Here is a 16,578-nt window from a genome sequence, read left to right on the forward strand (position 1 = left end):
AAAAATGGGAACGGCAAATGGAAATTATTAAGTTAGATCACATCACCAAGCAGTATGATGATGGCTTTGTAGCCTTGAAGGACATCAACCTTGAGCTTGAGTCCGGCAAATTCTACTCTTTGCTGGGGCCATCAGGCTCGGGTAAAACAACGATTTTGCGGATCATTGCCGGCTTTACGGAAGCGTCAGCTGGCAAGGTTTATTTTGACGGTCAGGACATCACCAATCTTGACGCCTCAAAACGGCATATCAATACGGTTTTTCAGAATTACGCTCTTTTTCCGCACTTGAATGTCTATGAAAATGTTGCTTTTGCCTTGAAGCTGCGCCGGCGGCCGGAAAGCGAAATCCGGGAAAAGGTCAAGGATGCCCTCCACACCGTCCGCCTGGACGGCTACGCCAACCGGGAAATTTCCGAACTCTCCGGGGGCCAGCAGCAGCGGGTGGCGATCGCCCGGGCGATCATCAATGAACCTAAGGTGCTGCTTTTGGATGAATGCCTGTCAGCTTTGGACAAGCGCCTGCGAAAAGAAATGCAGTTTGAACTCCGGGCCATTCAGAAGAAGCTGGGCATCACCTTTATTTTTGTCACCCACGATCAGGAAGAAGCCCTGGCCATGAGTGACGAAATTTTCGTCTTAAACGACGGGGAGATCCAGCAGAGCGGGTCACCGGTAGACATTTACGATGAGCCGGTCAACGACTTCGTTGCTCGCTTTATCGGGGACTCCAACATTTTATCCGGCCGGATGATCCGGGACTTTGCCGTGGAATTTGCCGGCAAGGACTTTGAATGTGCCGACGCCGGGATCACCCCGGGGGAAAAAGTCGAAGTCGTTTTGCGGCCAGAAGATTTGGATATTACGGCTCCAGCTGCTGGCAAGCTCATGGTAACGGTGCAGAGCCAGCTTTTCCTGGGCGACCACTTTGAAATCAAGGCCATCGGCCAGGACGGCTTTGAATGGCTGATTCATTCCACCAACGGGGTCCAGATCGGCCAGGAAGTCGGCATCTTCTTTGACCCGGAAGACATCCACGTCATGCGGCTGGGCGAAACCGAAGAAGAATTCGACGCCCGCCTGGAAACTTATGAAGGTGAGGACTAGCCATGAAAAAGAACCGGCTTTTATTTTTTTTGCCTTACCTGCTGTGGATCGGCCTCTTCGTCATCGCCCCCCTGGTCTTGATTCTGGGCTATTCACTGACTGATGCCCACAGTCATCTGACCCTGCAAAACTTCGCCGCCTTTTTCTCTGGCGACACCTTTTTGCGGATGATGGCCAATTCCTTTTGGTATGCCCTCTTGATCACCTTTTTCTGCCTGCTGGTCTCTTATCCGGCAGCCCTGGCTTTGACCAGGCTGAAAAACCAGCAGTTCTGGCTGATGCTGATCATTTTGCCGACTTGGATCAACCTTTTGCTTAAGGCTTACGCCTTCATCGGGATTTTTTCCCGGAGCGGGATGGTCAACCAGTTCCTGGGCCTCTTCGGCATCGGCCCGGTTGGGATCATGTTTACCGACTTCGCCTTTATTTTCGTGGCGACTTATATCGAAATTCCCTTCATGGTCATGCCCATCTACAACTCGCTGAAGGAAATTGACCCCGCTCTTTTAAGTGCCAGCTCAGACCTGGGAGCCAGCTTCTGGCAGACCTTCCGCTACGTGATCTGGCCCTTGTCCTGGCCAGGCGTTGAATCGGGCATCCAGGCTATCTTCATCCCGTCTCTGTCTCTCTTCATGTTGACCCGCTTGATCGGGGGCAACCGGGTGATCACCCTGGGGACGGCGGTTGAAGAGTATTTCTTGACAACGATGAACTGGAATATGGGGGCAACGATCGGGGTTATCCTGATCGCCTTGATGTTGATTGTAATGTTGCTGACTTCACGCAAGCAGCACAAGAAGGAAATTGAATTATGAAAAAGACCATTTGGGGCAGGGTATACTTTGGCCTGGTGCTGCTGATCCTCTACCTGCCGATTTTCTACCTGATCTACTTTTCTTTCTCCAGCGGCTCCAGCATGGACCACTTCCGCCATTTTACCTGGGAGCACTACCAGACCTTGTTTGCTGACAAGCGCCTTTTGGCTATCTTGCTGGAGACGATCATGCTGGCTCTTTTGTCCAGCCTGGCGGCAACCGTCCTGGGGACTTTTGGGGCCATTGCCATCCAGCGCAGTAAGGAGGCCTACCGCAAGATCCTGCTCTCTTTTAACAATATCTTGATCGTGTCGCCCGACGTTATTATCGGGGCCAGCTTCTTGATTCTTTTTACCGCCCTGGGCTTCAACCTGGGCTTTGCCTCCGTCTTGCTCAGCCACATCGCCTTTTCAGTGCCGATCGTGGTCTTGATGGTCCTGCCTAAGCTGAAGGAAATGGACAACTCCCTGATCGATGCGGCCCGGGACCTGGGGGCTAACAACTACCAGGTCTTCAGCCAGGTCCTCCTGCCGGCCCTTACGCCGGGGATCCTGTCAGGCTTCTTCATGGCCCTGACTTACTCTTTGGACGACTTCGCGGTTACCTTCTTCGTGACCGGGAACGGCTTTACCACCTTGTCCGTTGAGATCTATTCCCGGGCCCGGCAGGGGATCGACCTGGAAGTGAATGCTTTAAGCACAATCATCTTCTTCTTTGTCCTCCTTTTGGTCGGGGTCTACTACTTCTTGACCAAGCGGCAGGGCAAGAAGGCTAATAAGCTGGGAGGGCTTCTGCGATGAAAAAAATCCTCTCCGCGGCCCTGGCCATCCTTTTGGTCAGCTTGGGCCTTTACCTGGGCGCCCAGCAGCTGGACAGCTCCAGCGGCGGCTCTGCCTCAAGTAAGAAAGACTTGATCATTTACAACTGGGGGGACTATATCGACCCGGATTTGATTACCAAGTTTGAAAAGCAGACGGGCTACCATGTCATCTATGAGACTTTTGACTCAAACGAAGCCATGTATACTAAGATCAAGCAGGGCGGGACAGCCTATGATTTAGCCGTGCCGTCGGATTACATGATCACCAAGCTGCGCCGGGACAATCTTTTGGACAAGATCGATACCAGCCGCTTGAGTAATTTCAAGTACATCGGCAAGGAATTTTTGCACAAGTCCTTTGATGAGAAAAACGAGTACTCAGTGCCTTACTTCTGGGGAACCCTGGGTATTGTCTACAATGACCGCTATGTCAAAAAGGGCGAGATCAAGAGCTGGAATGACCTCTGGAAGAAAAAGTACCAAGGGCAGATCCTGCTGGTTGACTCAGCCCGCGATATCATGGGCATGTCCCTGGTTTCCATGGGCTACTCCATGAACGACACCAACTCTGCCCACCTTAAGGTCGCCAAGGCCAAGCTAGACAAGATCGGCAAGAACGTCAAGGCAATCGTGGCTGACGAGCTGAAGATGTACATGGTGCAAAATGAGGCCTGGATCGGGGTTACCTATTCCGGGGAAGCCGCGACGATGATGGACCAGGACTCCCACATCCATTACGTGGTGCCGGCTCAAGGGTCCAACTTGTGGTTTGACAATATCGTTATCCCGAAGACTTGCAAGAACAAGGAAGCCGCTTATAAGTTCATCAACTTCATGCTAGAGCCCAAGAACGCGGCCCAAAACGCCGAATACATCGGCTACTCGACCCCGAATACCGCGGCGCAAAAGCTCCTGCCTAAGTCCGTCCGGGAAGACAAGCAGTTTTACCCGCCAATGTCGACGGTCAAGAATTTGGAAGTTTATCGGGATCTGCCAAGCAGCAAGGTGCAGGAATACAATGACCTCTTCCTGGAGTTCAAGATGTATGCCCGTAACTAGCTGACAGAAAATTTTAGAAAGGGAAAATTTCATGCAGTTTGATTTTGCAAGTCTGTGGACCTGGCATACCTTGTCGGTGGTCCTGGACGTCTTGATCACCTGGTATTTCATCTACCACCTGACCCATTTGATCAAGGGGACCAAGGCTGTCCAGCTGGCCAACGGGATCATTTTGATCATGGTGGCCCGGGTCTTGGCCGGCTGGGCCCAGCTGACGACCGTTACTTTTATTTTGGACCAGATCGTTTCCTGGTCAGTCATCGGGATTATCGTCATCTTCCAGCCGGAAATCCGCCGGGGGCTGGAGCGCCTGGGCCGGGTCTCCCTGTTTTCTGATTCAGAAAACAGCAAGCGCGAGCAGCAGGAAAAGCTGGTCAAGGAGCTGGACAAGGCGATCCAATACATGTCCAAGCGCCGGATCGGGGCCTTGATTACTTTGGAACAAAAGACCGGTTTGGAAGAATACGTGGAAACCGGGATCAAGCTCGATGCCCTGGTTACCGGGGAATTGCTGATCAATATCTTCATCCCCAACACTCCTTTGCACGACGGGGCGGTCATCATCAAGAACAACCGGGTCCAGGTGGCTTCCGCCTACCTGCCCCTGTCTGACAATGCCATGATTCCCAAGAGCCTGGGGACCAGACACCGGGCAGCCGTCGGGATCTCTGAAGTAACCGACGCCATCACCGTGGTCGTTTCTGAAGAAACGGGCGGGGTGACTATCACCAGAAACGGCCAGTTCATGGTTGACCTCAGCCAGCAGGAATACCTCAAGTACTTGCGGGCTGAACTGGTCACTGAAGAAAAGAAGAAGCAGCCATGGCCAATCCGCCTGGCCCGGGGCATCTGGAACTGGGGGGATAAATAATGCACAAATTGATTGAGCAAAAATGGTTCTACAAGCTTTTTTCCCTGCTCTTAGCCATCGTCTTAGTTGCCTTCGTTGACAACACCCAGGTTAATACAAACAACCAAACCAAGGTGCAAGAAACGGCAAGCACTGAGCAGAGCTTGAAGATGGCCTTGCAAGTGTCAGTGGACACTGACAAGTACTATGTCACCGGCTACCCATCCAAGGTCAAGGTGACTCTAGAAGGACCGAATGCCCTGGTTACTTCCGCCGTTAACACCCAGAACTTCCGGGTCTACATTGACTTGAGCAAGCTGGGTGTTGGAAGCCACCAGGTGCTAATTAAGGTTAGCGGCTTGCCCAGCCAGGTTTCCTGCAAACTTTCGCAGAAAAGCGTGAAAGTCAACATCCAAAAGCGAAAGTCCCGCACCTTGCCGGTTCAAATAGGTTATAATAAGAATGCTGTTGCTCAAGGCTATGACATCGGCACGCCGACAGTCAGCCCGGAGACGGTTGAAGTCACCGGGGCCCAGAGCGAAGTAAAAGCGATCGACCACGTGCAGGCCCAGCTAGTCGTGCCAAACGGCAGCACCGAGACAGTGCGGCGGAACGTTCTTCTAGCCGCATACGATGCCAAGGGCCACCAGCTCAACGTGGTGATCAGTCCGGCAACGGCCCGGGTAACCCTGCCTTTGTCGGTCTCTAAGAAGACGGTTAAACTGAAGTTGAATGCCAGCCATGGCTCAAGCAAGAAAGTTTACTCCTTGACTGCCAAAGAGGAAAAAGTTACCCTCTATGGGCAAAAGGAAGCCCTGAAAAAGATCAGTTCCCTGACTTTGGATGTTGATCTGACTGATATCAAGTCTTCGGTCACCAAGTCCTTCCGCCTGCCAGTTCCAAGCGGGGTTGCCTGGATTTCACCAGGCAGCGTGGACGTCCAGATCGAAGTCAGCGATTCGAACAACTAGAAAAAAGAAAGGTTCTTTGCAACATGCTTAAATATTTTGGTACTGACGGTGTCCGCGGTGAAGCGAACAAGGTTTTGACCCCGGAAATGGCCTTTAAACTGGGCCGGATGGGCGGCTACGTGCTGACCAAGGAAAAGGAAGACGGCGGCCAGGCCCGGGTTCTGGTTTCAAGAGACACCCGGATTTCTGGTGAAATGCTGGAACACGCCTTGATTTCAGGCCTTTTGTCAGTCGGCATTGAAGTTTTGGAATGCGGGGTCATGACCACACCTGGCCTGTCCTACCTGGTCCAGGCCCAAGGGGCAGATGCCGGCGTGCAGATTTCTGCTTCCCACAACCCGGTTGAAGACAACGGGATCAAGTTCTTCGGCAGCGATGGCTTGAAGCTGTCTGACGCCAAGGAAGAAGAAATCGAAGAACTGATCGACACTAAGCAGGACATGCTGCCGCGACCATCAGCAGAGGGCCTGGGCACGGTAACCGACTTCCGCGATGGCAGCAACAAGTACATCCAATTCTTGGAAAACACTATTCCGGAAGACTTGAGCGGGATCAAAGTCGTAATCGACGGGGCCAACGGGGCAGCCAGCTCCTTCATCTCCCGTTTGTTTGCCGACCTGGATGTTGACTTTACCACTATTTCAACCCACCCAAACGGGCTCAACATTAACGACCACTGCGGGGCCACCCACACTGCCCGCCTGCAAGAAGAAGTTGTCAAGCAAGGTGCCCAACTGGGCCTGGCCTTTGACGGGGATGCCGACCGCTGCATCGCGGTTGACGAAAACGGCAATGAAGTCGACGGCGACCACATCATGTACGTGATTGGCTCTTACCTGGCTGACCATGGCCGCTTGAAGAAGGACACAATCGTGACGACCGTCATGAGCAATCTGGGCTTCACCAAGGCTCTTGAGCGCCGGGGTATCAAGAATGTCCGCACCCAAGTCGGTGACCGCTACGTATCTGAAGAAATGCGGGCCAACGGCTACAGCCTGGGCGGGGAACAATCCGGCCACGTGATCATCAGCGACTACCACAACACTGGTGACGGTATGCTGACCGGGATCCACCTGATGCTGGTCATGAAGAAGACTGGCAAGTCTTTAACTGAACTTTTGGCTGACTTCAAGGAATACCCGCAAGTTTTAGTCAACGTTCCAGTTAAGGACAAGAACAGCTGGAAGAACCACCAGGCAGTAGTTGACGCGATTGACTCCGTTGAAAAGGACATGGCTGGCGACGGCCGGGTCCTGGTCCGTCCTTCAGGTACCCAGGAGCTGCTCCGGGTTATGGCTGAAGGCCCGACCCAGGAAATCACCCAGGAATACGTTGACCGGATCGTCAAGGTCGTTACGACGGAAATGGGCGAATAAAAAAGCAAGTTAAAAAGCTGTAAAGCTGAGAAGAAGGAAAGTTCAAATTGAGCTTTCCTTTTCTTTTGGCTGATTTTTTTCTTTTTTTGCGGAAAAAATTTTGCAATAATTAAGTAAGAACAGGCTTTGGACTACATAGGAGGAAAATATGGCGATTAAAATGCTGGCCATCGACTTAGATGGCACCCTGCTAACTGACAGCAAGACGATTCTGCCCGGGACCTACAAGGCCCTGCAGGAAGCGAAAGCAGCCGGGATCAAGATTGTGCTGACTTCTGGCCGGCCCTTGTCGGGCATCAAGGGCTACGCGGAAGAATTAGGCTTAAGCGGCAGTGAAGAGTACGCGATCCTCTTCAACGGGGCGGTAGTGCAGAACTTAGACGGCCGGGTCCTGATCAGTCATGATCTGGACTTTGGCGACTTCAACACCCTCCTGCACATGCAGCGGCTCAGCGACGTCAACCTGGACTTTGAAACCCCGGACCGTTTTTACACTTTGGACAAGAAGATCTCCATCCGCCTGCAGATTGACGGGGCGGAAACCAAGAACCAGCTCTGGATTCAAGACAGAAGCGACTTCAAGAAGGACTTTACCTTTGCCAAGGCAGTCTACCAGTGCGATGACCCGGACCAGGTCGACCGCCTCTGGAACCGGCTGCCGGACTGGTTCTTCCAGTCCTACGCGGTTGTCCGCAGCTGGCCGGAAGTCGTTGAAGTCGGGTCACTGGCCGCTTCAAAGGGCTACGCGGTTAGCGAGCTGGCCTCAAGACTGGGCCTGTCGAACAGTGAAGTCATGATCTTCGGTGACCAGGGCAATGACCGGTCCATGTTTGAAATCCCTGACTTCAAGCGGGTGGCCATGGGTAATGCCATCGACGAGATCAAGGACCTGGCTGACTACGTCACTGACACCAACGAGCGTGACGGGATCGCCAAGGCCCTGCGGAAATTAGTTCTATAAGCGAAGAGGACAGATCTGCGGATCTGCCTTTTTTCTTTTTCAGGAGGAAAAATGACTACGGCAGAAATTGAAGAAAAAATCACCGGAATTTTTGAGGAGGCAATCCGGCAAAAGACCGTAAATGGCGTCTCTTATGCTTTGGTTGACCAGGGTGGGGTCAGCCGGCACTATCTGGGCCAGGCTGAGCTGGGGCAATTCTATGACCTGGCCTCCTTGACCAAGGTGGTGGGGACGGCCAGCGGGATTTTTAAGGAAATGGCTGCAGGGAAAATCAGCTTGAAGGACCGGGTGGGAGACTTTTTCCCGGCGGCTTGTTCAGCTGTTACAGTAAAGGACCTGCTCCTGCACACCAGCGGCCTGCCGGCGGACTTGGATGATGTCTGGCAATACCAAAGCCCGGGGGAAGTCTGGGAGGCGGTTTTAGCCACTAAGCCCCTTTTTTTACCTGGCCAGGAGTCAATATATTCCGACCTCAACTTCATTATCTTGGGCAAAATTTTAGAGCAGGTCAGCGGGCAGGACTTGAGCAGCTTTTTGCGGGAGGAGATTTTTGCCCCTTTGGGGATGCGGGAGACTGGTTTCTTGCTTAAGGGCAAAAGGGACAACTTTGTCAAAACAGAAATAACTAAGGAGAGAGGGCAGGTCTGGGGGAACGTCCATGACGAAACCGCCTGGCAAATGGGCGGATTGGCCGGCCATGCCGGTCTCTTTTCCACTCTAGATGACCTGGCCCGCTTCAGCTCCTTTTACCTAACGACAGCTAGTCCGCTTGTGGCTGGCCTGTTTGACTATGACTGCTTTGAGCGGACCCTGGCCTGGATCCGCTGGCAAAAGGGCTGCCGCTTTCTCTGGCATAGCGGCTTTACCGGTCCGGGATTAGGCCTGGACCTTGAAAATGGGCGCGCCCTGGTCATTTTGGCCAGCTCCGTTTACCCCAAGCGGGGCAACAAGGCCTGGCTGCTGGCCCGCCGGCAGGCGGCCAAGACTTTTTTCGGCGGCGGCTACCGGGAAGAAAAATAAGAATAGATTGTTGACAAATGTAAACTATGCTGTAAAATAGTCTTTATAAAGGTTACAGATGTAAACGAGGAGGAAGGAAATGAACGAAGATTGCCGGATTTCAGACGCGGAATGGCAGGTTATGCGGGTCGTCTGGACCCTGGGCCAGGCCAATAGCAGCGAGATTATTGAGCAATTAGCGGCAAAATGTGCCTGGAGCCCGTCAACGGTCAAGACCCTGCTGCGGCGCTTGGAAAAGAAGGGCTTTTTACTGGTTGACCGGCAAGGTCACCGCTTCGTATACCGGGCGGCTAAAGCTGAAAGCGAAGCGATGCAGGAGAGCTTGACGGCCGAGTTTGCCGCAATGTGCGATATGCACAAGGGGGAGATGCTCCTCCGGCTGCTGGATGACCTGCCTTTAAGCAGAAGCGACCTTGAAGCGATTGCCAAAAAGGCGGCCGAAAAGGCGAAGACGGCTCCGGAAAAAGTTGGTTGCAATTGTTTAAGTACTTGTGAGCATATGGAAGGTGAACGGGAATGTTAGTTAATGGATTAGTAATTTTGGCCGCGGCCGCTTTGATCGGCTTGATCATCTGGTGGTTTTTCGGCAATTTCCAAAAGAGCAGCCAGCAGGCGGATCTGGCCAATGGCCGCCAGGAAGGGCAGGTAGTCGTCAAGGGCGGCTATGAGCCGGAAGTGCTCTACTTAAAGCAGGGCGTGCCGGCAGAAGTAACTTTTAAGATGGAAGACAAGACGGCCTGCCTCAGCCATGTGGTCTTTTCTTCTTTAGGCGTTGACAAGGACCTAAGCAAGGAAAAGCTGGCCAAGGTCCAGATCCCGACCGACAAGGCCGGGGAGATCGACTATGCCTGCGGCATGGACATGTTTCATGGGAAGATTGTGGTTAGATAATGAAATTGACTAATTGGCGCCGCTTTTGGCTGTCCCTGTTTTTGGCCCTGCCCATGCTGGCCCAGATGCTGTTGATGATCTGGGGAATCATGCTGCCAGGGATCAAGACCTATTCGCTGATTGCCACCAGCTTGATTATGCTAATTGGGGCAGGACCCTATATTCAAAGCGCCTGGGCAGCTTTGAAACGCCACCAGGCCAACATGAACAGCCTAATCGCCATCGGCACCAGCGTGACTTATATCTACAGTCTCTTTGCCTACTTCACTGGCCGGCCGGTCTACTTTGAAAGCGCGGCTTTTATCTTGATTTTTGTCTTGCTGGGGGATGCCCTGGAAGAAAAAATGCATGACCGGGCAGCAGCTTCTTTGAATAAGTTACTGGAACTCCAGGCCAGTGAAGCTGAGGTCAAGCGGGGAGAAGACTTTGTTAAGCTTCCCTTGGACCAGGTCAAGGCCGGCGACATAATCAAAGTGCGGCCGGGCGGCAAGGTGCCGGTTGACGGCCGGCTTGTATCCGGGCAAAGCAGCGTCAATGAAGCCATGGTGACTGGGGAGAGCATGCCAGTCGCGAAAAAGCCCGGTGACAAGGTGATCGGGGCAACCATCAACGGCAGCGGCAGCTTTTTGATGGCGGCTGAGCAGGTCGGGGAAGAGACCATGCTGGCCCAGATCGTCCAAGTGGTCAAGCAGGCCCAGAACTCCCGGGCCCCGATCCAAAAACTGACTGACAAGGTGGCTAACTACTTCGTGCCGGCGGTATTGATCGTCAGCATCCTGGCCTTTGCTATTTGGGATGTCTTCAGTCCCGTGGGCCCGGTTCAAGCCATGCTCTACGCAGTTTCCGTCATCGTGATCGCCTGCCCGTGTGCCTTGGGTTTAGCTACCCCGACAGCCTTGATGGTGGCCAGCGGCCGCAGCGCCCGGATGGGGGTCTTGATCAAGGACGGGGAAATCCTGGAAGCAGCTGCAAAAATCAAGACTATTGTTTTTGACAAGACCGGGACATTAACGGTCGGCCAGCCCCAGCTGGTGGACCAGGTGGGGGATAAAGCAAGTCTTAGCCTGGCGGCCAGTCTGGAAGCCAATTCTGAACATCCTTTGGCCCAGGCCATCGTGACCAGCGCTAAAGAAGGCGGCCAGCCTCTCTTGCCAGTCAGCGATTTTTTGGCTGAAGAAGGCAAGGGGGTAGAAGGCAAGGTAGCTGGTCACTTAGTCAAGGTGGGCCGGGCTGACTACGTCAGCGCCTCAGACGCTTGGCGCCAGCAGGCAGAAGGCTTGGCGGAAGCCGGCAAGACGGTGGTTTATGTCCAAAAAGATTCTTCCGTCATTGGCCTCTTGGCCCTGCAGGATGCTCCCCGCCCAGAAGCAAAGGCCGTCCTCAGTGAGCTTAAAAATCGCGGAATCAAGACGGTCATGTTAACTGGCGACAACCAGCAGCTGGCGGAAAAAATCGGCCGCCAGCTGGGCATTGACCAGGTCGAAGCGGGACTTTTGCCCGGGGAAAAAGCTGACCGCTTGGCCAAATTGCAAGAAGCAGGGCCGGTGGCCTTTGTCGGCGACGGCATCAACGACGCACCGGCCTTGTCACTAGCTGATGTCGGCATTGCCATGGGCAGCGGGACCGACGTGGCCAAGGAAGCCGGCGGCATCGTCTTGATGACTAGCGACTTGACCGGGGTTTTGCGGGCGCTTGACTTGTCCAAGCAGACCTTCACGCGGATCAAGCTGAACCTTTTCTGGGCCTTGATCTACAATTTGATCGGGATTCCGGTCGCGGCCGGCCTCTTCTCCTTTATCGGGGTCAGCCTCAGCCCGGAACTGGCCGCTTTGGCCATGGCCTTCAGCTCCGTCTCAGTCTTGCTGTCATCATTAATGTTGAACTGGACTAAGATCGCCGGGGCAGGCAAAAGCTGATAGAGCAATTATGAAATAATGGAATAAGGCTTTAAATAGAAGTACCATGCTGGTGCTTCTATTTTTCTGTTTGCTTTTGAAGCGCTTTCTGATGTAATCTTATAATTAGTGCGTTAATTAACGATCTAGGAAGAGACAAAAAGAGGCAAATAATGGATACAGTAAAAAATTATCTCAGCGTGGCTTTTTTCGCCTTTTGGGGCGGCCTGGCCCGCTATGGCTTAACGGAAGCATTTTCCTTTTACGGGACGGTGATTGCCAACCTTTTGGGCTGCTTTCTCCTGGCCTTTCTGACCTACTTTTTCCTGAGAACGTCCAATAATAGCCGGGCCTGGCTGACCATAGGCCTGGGGACGGGCTTCGTGGGAGCCTTTACGACTTTCTCCAGCTTCAACCTGGATGCCTTCAAGCTGCTGCTTGGCGGGCAAAATTTCGGAGCTTTGCTTTACTTTACCGGCACGATCGCGGCTGGCTTCCTCTTTGCCTGGGCAGGCAAGCAGGCGGCCAACTTCGCCGCGGGCAAACTTTTGGAAAGGGGGTAACAAGATGATTTTTGCGGTTGGATTCGGCGCCAGCCTGGGGGCTGTAGCCCGCTATGCTTTGACCAGTTATGGCAAGAAGCACTGGATGCAGGGGACGGCCTATCCTCGGCCGACTCTTTTGATCAATCTGACAGGGGCCTTTTTCCTGGGCCTGGCCTTTGCCTTGCGGCTGCCGGCTAGCGTCTATGCCTTCTTGGGCACCGGCGTCTTGGGCGGCTACACGACTTTTTCCACTTTGAACACGGAAATGGTCTCTTTGGCTGATAACGGGCAAAAGCACGTCCTCAAGCGCTATTTGCTGGCCAGCTATTTGGGCGGGGCGGTCCTTTTAACTTGCGGATATTATCTTGGAAGTCTGCTATGAAAAAAAGCCAACTGATTCTGCGCAAGAGCCTGTGCAGCCTGGCAGCCATAATTTCCCTGGTCGCTCTTTTGAGTAGCCCTGTCACCTTTAAAATGTATGAGGTCAAGGACTATGCGTCCAGTTTGATCGACACTTTTGCCAACCAAAGCGATGTCAGCGCCATGTCGATCGCGGCCAAAGCCGCGGTAGAATCGGGCCTGAAGCAGGACCTGGTTGACCAATTGCCAGACAAGGTGGAGATTAGCGAGTCCCATCTCAGCCTCTACCGGCTGGTTTCCCGCTACCGGCAAAACAAGCGCCTGCAGTCCAGCGATTTAAAGCTGCCAGCCAAGAACAAGGTCCAGCTTTTTATGGATGACTTGATCCTCTATTTGGTCAACAGTGAACTGAAGGTGCATGAAGGGGAATTGCAGCAGATTACGCAAATCTACCAGCTCTCCTTGTGGATCATCTGCGTCCTTTACTTGCTGGGCGTGGCCCTGCTCCTCTTCAACCGTTACTGGTCCTGGCTGCCTTTTGTGCTGGGAGCGGCCAGTGCCTTTGGCTTCCAGGTCTTTATTACCCATACCTTGACGGAAATGGTCCAAAAAGAAGTTTACTCCAAGATGCTGTTCACCTATTCTTGGGGCAGCTGGGCCGGCTTTCTTCTGGCCCTAGCCCTGGCCGGCTACCTTTTTTATCTGGATGTTTGCCGTTATCGGGCGAAGAGAAAGGCTAATAAGAATAAAGAAGCGAATAATAATTAAAAAACTATGTTAAGAGTCAAGGCGGCTAGTCTTGGCTTTTTTCATGCTGGGAAAAGCCCCGCATTTTCTTATAGGAAAGCAGTCCCAGCTTGCTCTGTTATAACAACTTTTATATAATATAAAGAATGGGTTAACACCAACCTACCTCTGCATCTTTAAATACAAATTAATTTATGCTTAAAGATTTTTGCCAGTTTGCAGGCAAACCGTGTTTATTAGGAGTGGTTTTATGAAAAAAAGAGCGAAGAAGGCTGAGCTGGATAAAATCGCGCAGAGCGAAGTACCAATAGCACTTTATCAATCAAAAAATAAGCAGATTAAAGCCATTGCCGTGTCTAAGGGCCTGTGTGAGCTCTATGGCTTGCCGGCGGCTGAGCTTAAACAGCTGCTGGGCCAGGACCTGGAAGCAGACCGGGTCACCCTAATGGAAATCCATGGAGATGTGGCCAGAAGCACTCATAGCTGGCAGCGGCCAGGAGTCGCTGAATTCTCAGCCAAGCAGCAGGCAATCAGTCTTGCAAAGGCAACAGTTAGCTTAAGCAAGCTGGATTTGTTTAATGAGGACAGTTTGTTTTTGACCGATCCTCAAGCAATCGCGGCATCTTTTCCGCAACTCGTGGCCTGCTATGGGGATAACTACCAGTTAAACAACAGTTTGCTGGCACCATTCTACGAAAGAGGAGAATTGAGAGGCCTGGTAGCTGTTGAAAACCTCAACCCGGCCTTGAACCTGGACTTCAATGACTTGATTGAACTGACGGCCGACTTCGTTGGAGCCAAGGTAACCGGCAAAAATTTGGAAGAGCAAAGAGACACTGATGTCTTGACCAAGCTGAATGACCGCCACCCTTACCTGGCCAAGCTGAACTTCTACCAGAAGTCCCAGACTTCAAGAACGGTGGGCGTGGCCTTCATGGACTTGAACGGCTTGAAAAAGGCCAATGATGAACTGGGTCATGATGCCGGGGATAAAATGCTGATTGCGGCCGGAAACTTGATCAGCCAGGCTTTTGGCCGCGACTATGTCTACCGGGTCGGCGGGGATGAGTTCGTGGTTTTGGATGACCAGAGCAGCCGGACGGAATTCGAAAGTCATTGTGCTGCTTTTGAGAAAGCTTTAACCCAGCCGGCCAGCCCATCGATCTCAATTGGGGCTGAATGGTGCCCGGACTCCCATTATTTGCGGGAAGTAGTTGAGAGAGCCGACCGGAAGATGCGGCGGCAGAAAAACGACTTTTACAAATCGCACAAGCGCTACCGTTGATGCTGGAGCAAAGAGGAAGAGGTTTAGTGATGAAAAAAATAACCGTACCATGTTTTATTCGCTGATCATGGCCTTAATTATGCTTGCTTTAGGCATCGTCAGCTTCTGGGGCCGGAACCAGGACAGCTTTGAAGGGCTTTTACCAGCCGGCTGGCAAGCTTACCGCCTGCAGCCTGGGCAATGACGGGGCCTTTCTGGCCAACTATGTCATAAAGAATGCCCTCCGGGTAGGGCTGGGCATCGTTTCTGTCGTCATGGGCTTGACCCTGCTGCTTTTTTCCATCTTCGAGCCTTTGACCAGCGCGCTCAAGCGCAGCCTGGGTTACTACTCAGTGGCCTCGATTTTATTTGCCGTCTTGCAGATGCAGGAAGAGATGCAGCTGACGGTGCTTTTTGGCCACTACCATGTCTGGCGCCTGTTTACCTACCCGGTCATGGTGCTCTTGCCATTTTTACTGATTATGACCATCAACGCGCAGCTGGACCAAGCTTTAAATGAGCGGAAATCCGAGCTCTACGCGGCTGCTAAGCAAGATTAAGAAGGAGACGCCAAGGCGTCTCTTTTTTCTTTAAAAAAGCTGCATGCTATAATATTTCTTACACTTTAGGGAAAGGTGACAAAAATGCAAAAAATTTTGTTTTTATGCCATGGCAACATTTGCCGGTCGCCAATGGCCGAATTCATCATGAAGCAGCTCCTGGCTGAAGCCGGCAAGGCTGACCAGGTTGAAGTTGCTTCCGCAGCCGTGACCGGCGATGAAATCGTTGGTGGGGTTGGCAATCCAATGGACCCCCGTGCCCAGCGGGAACTGGCCAAAAACGGGGTGCCATTTAGCCAGCACCGGGCCCGGCTTTTGACCCGGGAAGACTATGACAAGTATGACTACTTGATCGCCATGGACAGTGAAAACTTCATGGCCATGAACCAGATCTGCGGGGGTGACCCGGAAAGAAAGCAGTACAAGCTGCTCCAATTTGCTGGTAGCTATGCTGACATTGATGATCCCTGGTATACAAATGACTTTGACCTGGCCTTCCAAGAGATCAGCCGGGGCTGCCGGGGCCTGTTAGACCAGCTTTAGGCGAGGAATTTACGAAAACGCTTAAAGCGAGTACAATTAAGGGTGTAAGTTGTAAGAAAATTTTTAATTGTTTATGGCAATAGTAAGGATTTGTTTATGAAAAAGTATGTCATTTTGCACCCGACCGGCCGGATCTCCCGCCTGGTCATCAAGCACTTGCTGGCTGACCCCCAGTTCAGCGATGTGGAGCTGGAGCTTTTGACCCAGCGGCCGGAACTTTTGGCCGACCTGGCAAAGGGCGACCGGATCAAGCTGACTGAAGGAGCGGCAACTGACCTGGACAAGATCCTGGCAGTTACCAAGGATGCTGACCTGGTCTTCTTGGGCAAGGTTGATGACAAGAAGTTCACGGTGATTAGCAAGAACCTGGTCAAGGCAAGCCAGGAAAACGGCTTTGACCGGGTTATCGAATTAAGCCTGGCCGGCCTTTACTATGAAATTCCTGGGGAATTCGGCACCTGGGTTGATGAATGGGTGGGTTCCGGCCGCTTTTTGCCAGCCAGAGAGGCTGCCCACCGCCTGGAAGAAGCTGACCTGGACTACACCTTGATCAGAATGCCTGCCTTGACCGACTGGCCAGATGTCAAGTACTCCTTGACTGGCCGCTATGACGAGTTCGTCGGCACCTCTGTTTCAAGAGCCAGCGTGGCTGGCCTGGTCTTAAAGATCATGGCTGATCCAAGCCAGTACTCCCGGGCCAGCGTTGGCATCTCCCAGCCGGAAACGGCGGGTTACGTCCGGCCAGTTTACTAAAATAAGTCAGAGAAAAAGGCCTGCACGCGCGTGCAGGCCTTT

General features: G+C 52.7%; 19 protein-coding genes. All 19 read left to right on the forward strand.

The features are described 5' to 3' along the window. The first annotated feature begins 17 nt into the window (after window positions 1–17). The 19 genes from HMPREF3168_RS03210 (at window position 18) to HMPREF3168_RS03300 (ending at window position 16,536) form a co-directional block, all read left to right on the forward strand. Entirely contained in the window at window positions 18–1,106 is a 1,089-nt protein-coding gene (locus tag HMPREF3168_RS03210) for an ABC transporter ATP-binding protein (protein WP_016396390.1), read from the forward strand. 2 nt (window positions 1,107–1,108) lie between these two features. After that, window positions 1,109–1,921, forward strand: a complete 813-nt coding sequence (locus HMPREF3168_RS03215) for an ABC transporter permease (protein WP_013439265.1) — start codon at window positions 1,109–1,111, stop codon at window positions 1,919–1,921. After that, on the forward strand, window positions 1,918–2,721 hold the full coding sequence (locus tag HMPREF3168_RS03220) for an ABC transporter permease (protein ID WP_002880001.1): 804 nt from the start codon (window positions 1,918–1,920) through the stop codon (window positions 2,719–2,721). Before HMPREF3168_RS03215 ends, HMPREF3168_RS03220 begins: the two co-directional genes overlap by 4 nt. Next, the gene (locus HMPREF3168_RS03225; RefSeq protein ID WP_003614739.1) at window positions 2,718–3,800 is read left to right on the forward strand and encodes an ABC transporter substrate-binding protein; all 1,083 of its coding nucleotides are present in this window, start codon (window positions 2,718–2,720) and stop codon (window positions 3,798–3,800) included. Before HMPREF3168_RS03220 ends, HMPREF3168_RS03225 begins: the two co-directional genes overlap by 4 nt. Before the next feature lie 31 nt (window positions 3,801–3,831). Further along, complete coding sequence (cdaA, locus tag HMPREF3168_RS03230) at window positions 3,832–4,671, forward strand: diadenylate cyclase CdaA (protein ID WP_003614789.1); 840 nt, start codon at window positions 3,832–3,834, stop codon at window positions 4,669–4,671. Beyond that, the gene (locus tag HMPREF3168_RS03235) at window positions 4,671–5,621 is read left to right on the forward strand and encodes a CdaR family protein (RefSeq protein ID WP_003614745.1); all 951 of its coding nucleotides are present in this window, start codon (window positions 4,671–4,673) and stop codon (window positions 5,619–5,621) included. The genes cdaA and HMPREF3168_RS03235 overlap by 1 nt, the downstream gene beginning before the upstream one ends. Before the next feature lie 23 nt (window positions 5,622–5,644). Next, entirely contained in the window at window positions 5,645–6,997 is a 1,353-nt protein-coding gene (glmM, locus tag HMPREF3168_RS03240; protein WP_070488464.1) for a phosphoglucosamine mutase, read from the forward strand. A gap of 148 nt (window positions 6,998–7,145) precedes the next feature. Beyond that, window positions 7,146–7,958, forward strand: a complete 813-nt coding sequence (locus HMPREF3168_RS03245) for a Cof-type HAD-IIB family hydrolase (protein ID WP_003617322.1) — start codon at window positions 7,146–7,148, stop codon at window positions 7,956–7,958. Window positions 7,959–8,009: 51 nt separating this feature from the next. Next, on the forward strand, window positions 8,010–8,978 hold the full coding sequence (locus HMPREF3168_RS03250) for a serine hydrolase domain-containing protein (RefSeq protein ID WP_070488466.1): 969 nt from the start codon (window positions 8,010–8,012) through the stop codon (window positions 8,976–8,978). A 79-nt stretch (window positions 8,979–9,057) separates the two neighbouring features. Then, on the forward strand, window positions 9,058–9,501 hold the full coding sequence (locus tag HMPREF3168_RS03255) for a CopY/TcrY family copper transport repressor (RefSeq protein ID WP_003614747.1): 444 nt from the start codon (window positions 9,058–9,060) through the stop codon (window positions 9,499–9,501). Continuing rightward, complete coding sequence (locus HMPREF3168_RS03260) at window positions 9,495–9,869, forward strand: cupredoxin domain-containing protein (RefSeq protein WP_003614790.1); 375 nt, start codon at window positions 9,495–9,497, stop codon at window positions 9,867–9,869. The genes HMPREF3168_RS03255 and HMPREF3168_RS03260 overlap by 7 nt, the downstream gene beginning before the upstream one ends. Continuing rightward, window positions 9,869–11,785, forward strand: coding sequence for a copper-translocating P-type ATPase (locus HMPREF3168_RS03265; RefSeq protein ID WP_070488468.1), 1,917 nt, complete (start codon window positions 9,869–9,871; stop codon window positions 11,783–11,785). Before HMPREF3168_RS03260 ends, HMPREF3168_RS03265 begins: the two co-directional genes overlap by 1 nt. A gap of 152 nt (window positions 11,786–11,937) precedes the next feature. Beyond that, a complete protein-coding gene (locus tag HMPREF3168_RS03270; protein WP_003614780.1) occupies window positions 11,938–12,327 on the forward strand; it encodes a fluoride efflux transporter FluC in 390 nt (129 codons plus the stop codon). A 4-nt stretch (window positions 12,328–12,331) separates the two neighbouring features. After that, entirely contained in the window at window positions 12,332–12,691 is a 360-nt protein-coding gene (gene crcB, locus HMPREF3168_RS03275; protein ID WP_003614728.1) for a fluoride efflux transporter CrcB, read from the forward strand. Further along, entirely contained in the window at window positions 12,688–13,437 is a 750-nt protein-coding gene (locus tag HMPREF3168_RS03280; protein ID WP_070488470.1) for a hypothetical protein, read from the forward strand. Before crcB ends, HMPREF3168_RS03280 begins: the two co-directional genes overlap by 4 nt. 229 nt (window positions 13,438–13,666) lie before the next feature. Beyond that, complete coding sequence (locus HMPREF3168_RS03285) at window positions 13,667–14,701, forward strand: GGDEF domain-containing protein (RefSeq protein ID WP_070488472.1); 1,035 nt, start codon at window positions 13,667–13,669, stop codon at window positions 14,699–14,701. 128 nt (window positions 14,702–14,829) lie between these two features. Further along, window positions 14,830–15,240, forward strand: coding sequence for a hypothetical protein (locus tag HMPREF3168_RS03290; protein WP_003614798.1), 411 nt, complete (start codon window positions 14,830–14,832; stop codon window positions 15,238–15,240). Window positions 15,241–15,324: 84 nt separating this feature from the next. Continuing rightward, window positions 15,325–15,783, forward strand: a complete 459-nt coding sequence (locus tag HMPREF3168_RS03295; RefSeq protein ID WP_003614714.1) for a low molecular weight protein-tyrosine-phosphatase — start codon at window positions 15,325–15,327, stop codon at window positions 15,781–15,783. A gap of 96 nt (window positions 15,784–15,879) precedes the next feature. Then, window positions 15,880–16,536 (forward strand): NAD(P)H-binding protein, encoded by a 657-nt coding sequence (locus HMPREF3168_RS03300; RefSeq protein WP_003614721.1) that lies wholly within the window; start codon window positions 15,880–15,882, stop codon window positions 16,534–16,536. Window positions 16,537–16,578: the final 42 nt, after the last annotated feature.

The sequence above is a fragment of the Lactobacillus sp. HMSC08B12 genome (genome assembly GCF_001808415.1).
Classification (GTDB): Bacteria; Bacillota; Bacilli; order Lactobacillales; family Lactobacillaceae; genus Lactobacillus; species Lactobacillus delbrueckii.

Excerpts from the sequence above, each read along its gene's own strand:
- HMPREF3168_RS03210 (WP_016396390.1), top strand. The coding sequence starts at position 18 with ATGGAAATTATTAAGTTAGATCACATCACCAAGCAGTATGATGATGGC.
- HMPREF3168_RS03215 (WP_013439265.1), top strand. The coding sequence starts at position 1,109 with ATGAAAAAGAACCGGCTTTTATTTTTTTTGCCTTACCTGCTGTGGATC.
- HMPREF3168_RS03220 (WP_002880001.1), top strand. The coding sequence starts at position 1,918 with ATGAAAAAGACCATTTGGGGCAGGGTATACTTTGGCCTGGTGCTGCTG.
- HMPREF3168_RS03225 (WP_003614739.1), top strand. The coding sequence starts at position 2,718 with ATGAAAAAAATCCTCTCCGCGGCCCTGGCCATCCTTTTGGTCAGCTTG.
- cdaA (WP_003614789.1), top strand. The coding sequence starts at position 3,832 with ATGCAGTTTGATTTTGCAAGTCTGTGGACCTGGCATACCTTGTCGGTG.
- HMPREF3168_RS03235 (WP_003614745.1), top strand. The coding sequence starts at position 4,671 with ATGCACAAATTGATTGAGCAAAAATGGTTCTACAAGCTTTTTTCCCTG.
- glmM (WP_070488464.1), top strand. The coding sequence starts at position 5,645 with ATGCTTAAATATTTTGGTACTGACGGTGTCCGCGGTGAAGCGAACAAG.
- HMPREF3168_RS03245 (WP_003617322.1), top strand. The coding sequence starts at position 7,146 with ATGGCGATTAAAATGCTGGCCATCGACTTAGATGGCACCCTGCTAACT.
- HMPREF3168_RS03250 (WP_070488466.1), top strand. The coding sequence starts at position 8,010 with ATGACTACGGCAGAAATTGAAGAAAAAATCACCGGAATTTTTGAGGAG.
- HMPREF3168_RS03255 (WP_003614747.1), top strand. The coding sequence starts at position 9,058 with ATGAACGAAGATTGCCGGATTTCAGACGCGGAATGGCAGGTTATGCGG.
- HMPREF3168_RS03260 (WP_003614790.1), top strand. The coding sequence starts at position 9,495 with ATGTTAGTTAATGGATTAGTAATTTTGGCCGCGGCCGCTTTGATCGGC.
- HMPREF3168_RS03265 (WP_070488468.1), top strand. The coding sequence starts at position 9,869 with ATGAAATTGACTAATTGGCGCCGCTTTTGGCTGTCCCTGTTTTTGGCC.
- HMPREF3168_RS03270 (WP_003614780.1), top strand. The coding sequence starts at position 11,938 with ATGGATACAGTAAAAAATTATCTCAGCGTGGCTTTTTTCGCCTTTTGG.
- crcB (WP_003614728.1), top strand. The coding sequence starts at position 12,332 with ATGATTTTTGCGGTTGGATTCGGCGCCAGCCTGGGGGCTGTAGCCCGC.
- HMPREF3168_RS03280 (WP_070488470.1), top strand. The coding sequence starts at position 12,688 with ATGAAAAAAAGCCAACTGATTCTGCGCAAGAGCCTGTGCAGCCTGGCA.
- HMPREF3168_RS03285 (WP_070488472.1), top strand. The coding sequence starts at position 13,667 with ATGAAAAAAAGAGCGAAGAAGGCTGAGCTGGATAAAATCGCGCAGAGC.
- HMPREF3168_RS03295 (WP_003614714.1), top strand. The coding sequence starts at position 15,325 with ATGCAAAAAATTTTGTTTTTATGCCATGGCAACATTTGCCGGTCGCCA.
- HMPREF3168_RS03300 (WP_003614721.1), top strand. The coding sequence starts at position 15,880 with ATGAAAAAGTATGTCATTTTGCACCCGACCGGCCGGATCTCCCGCCTG.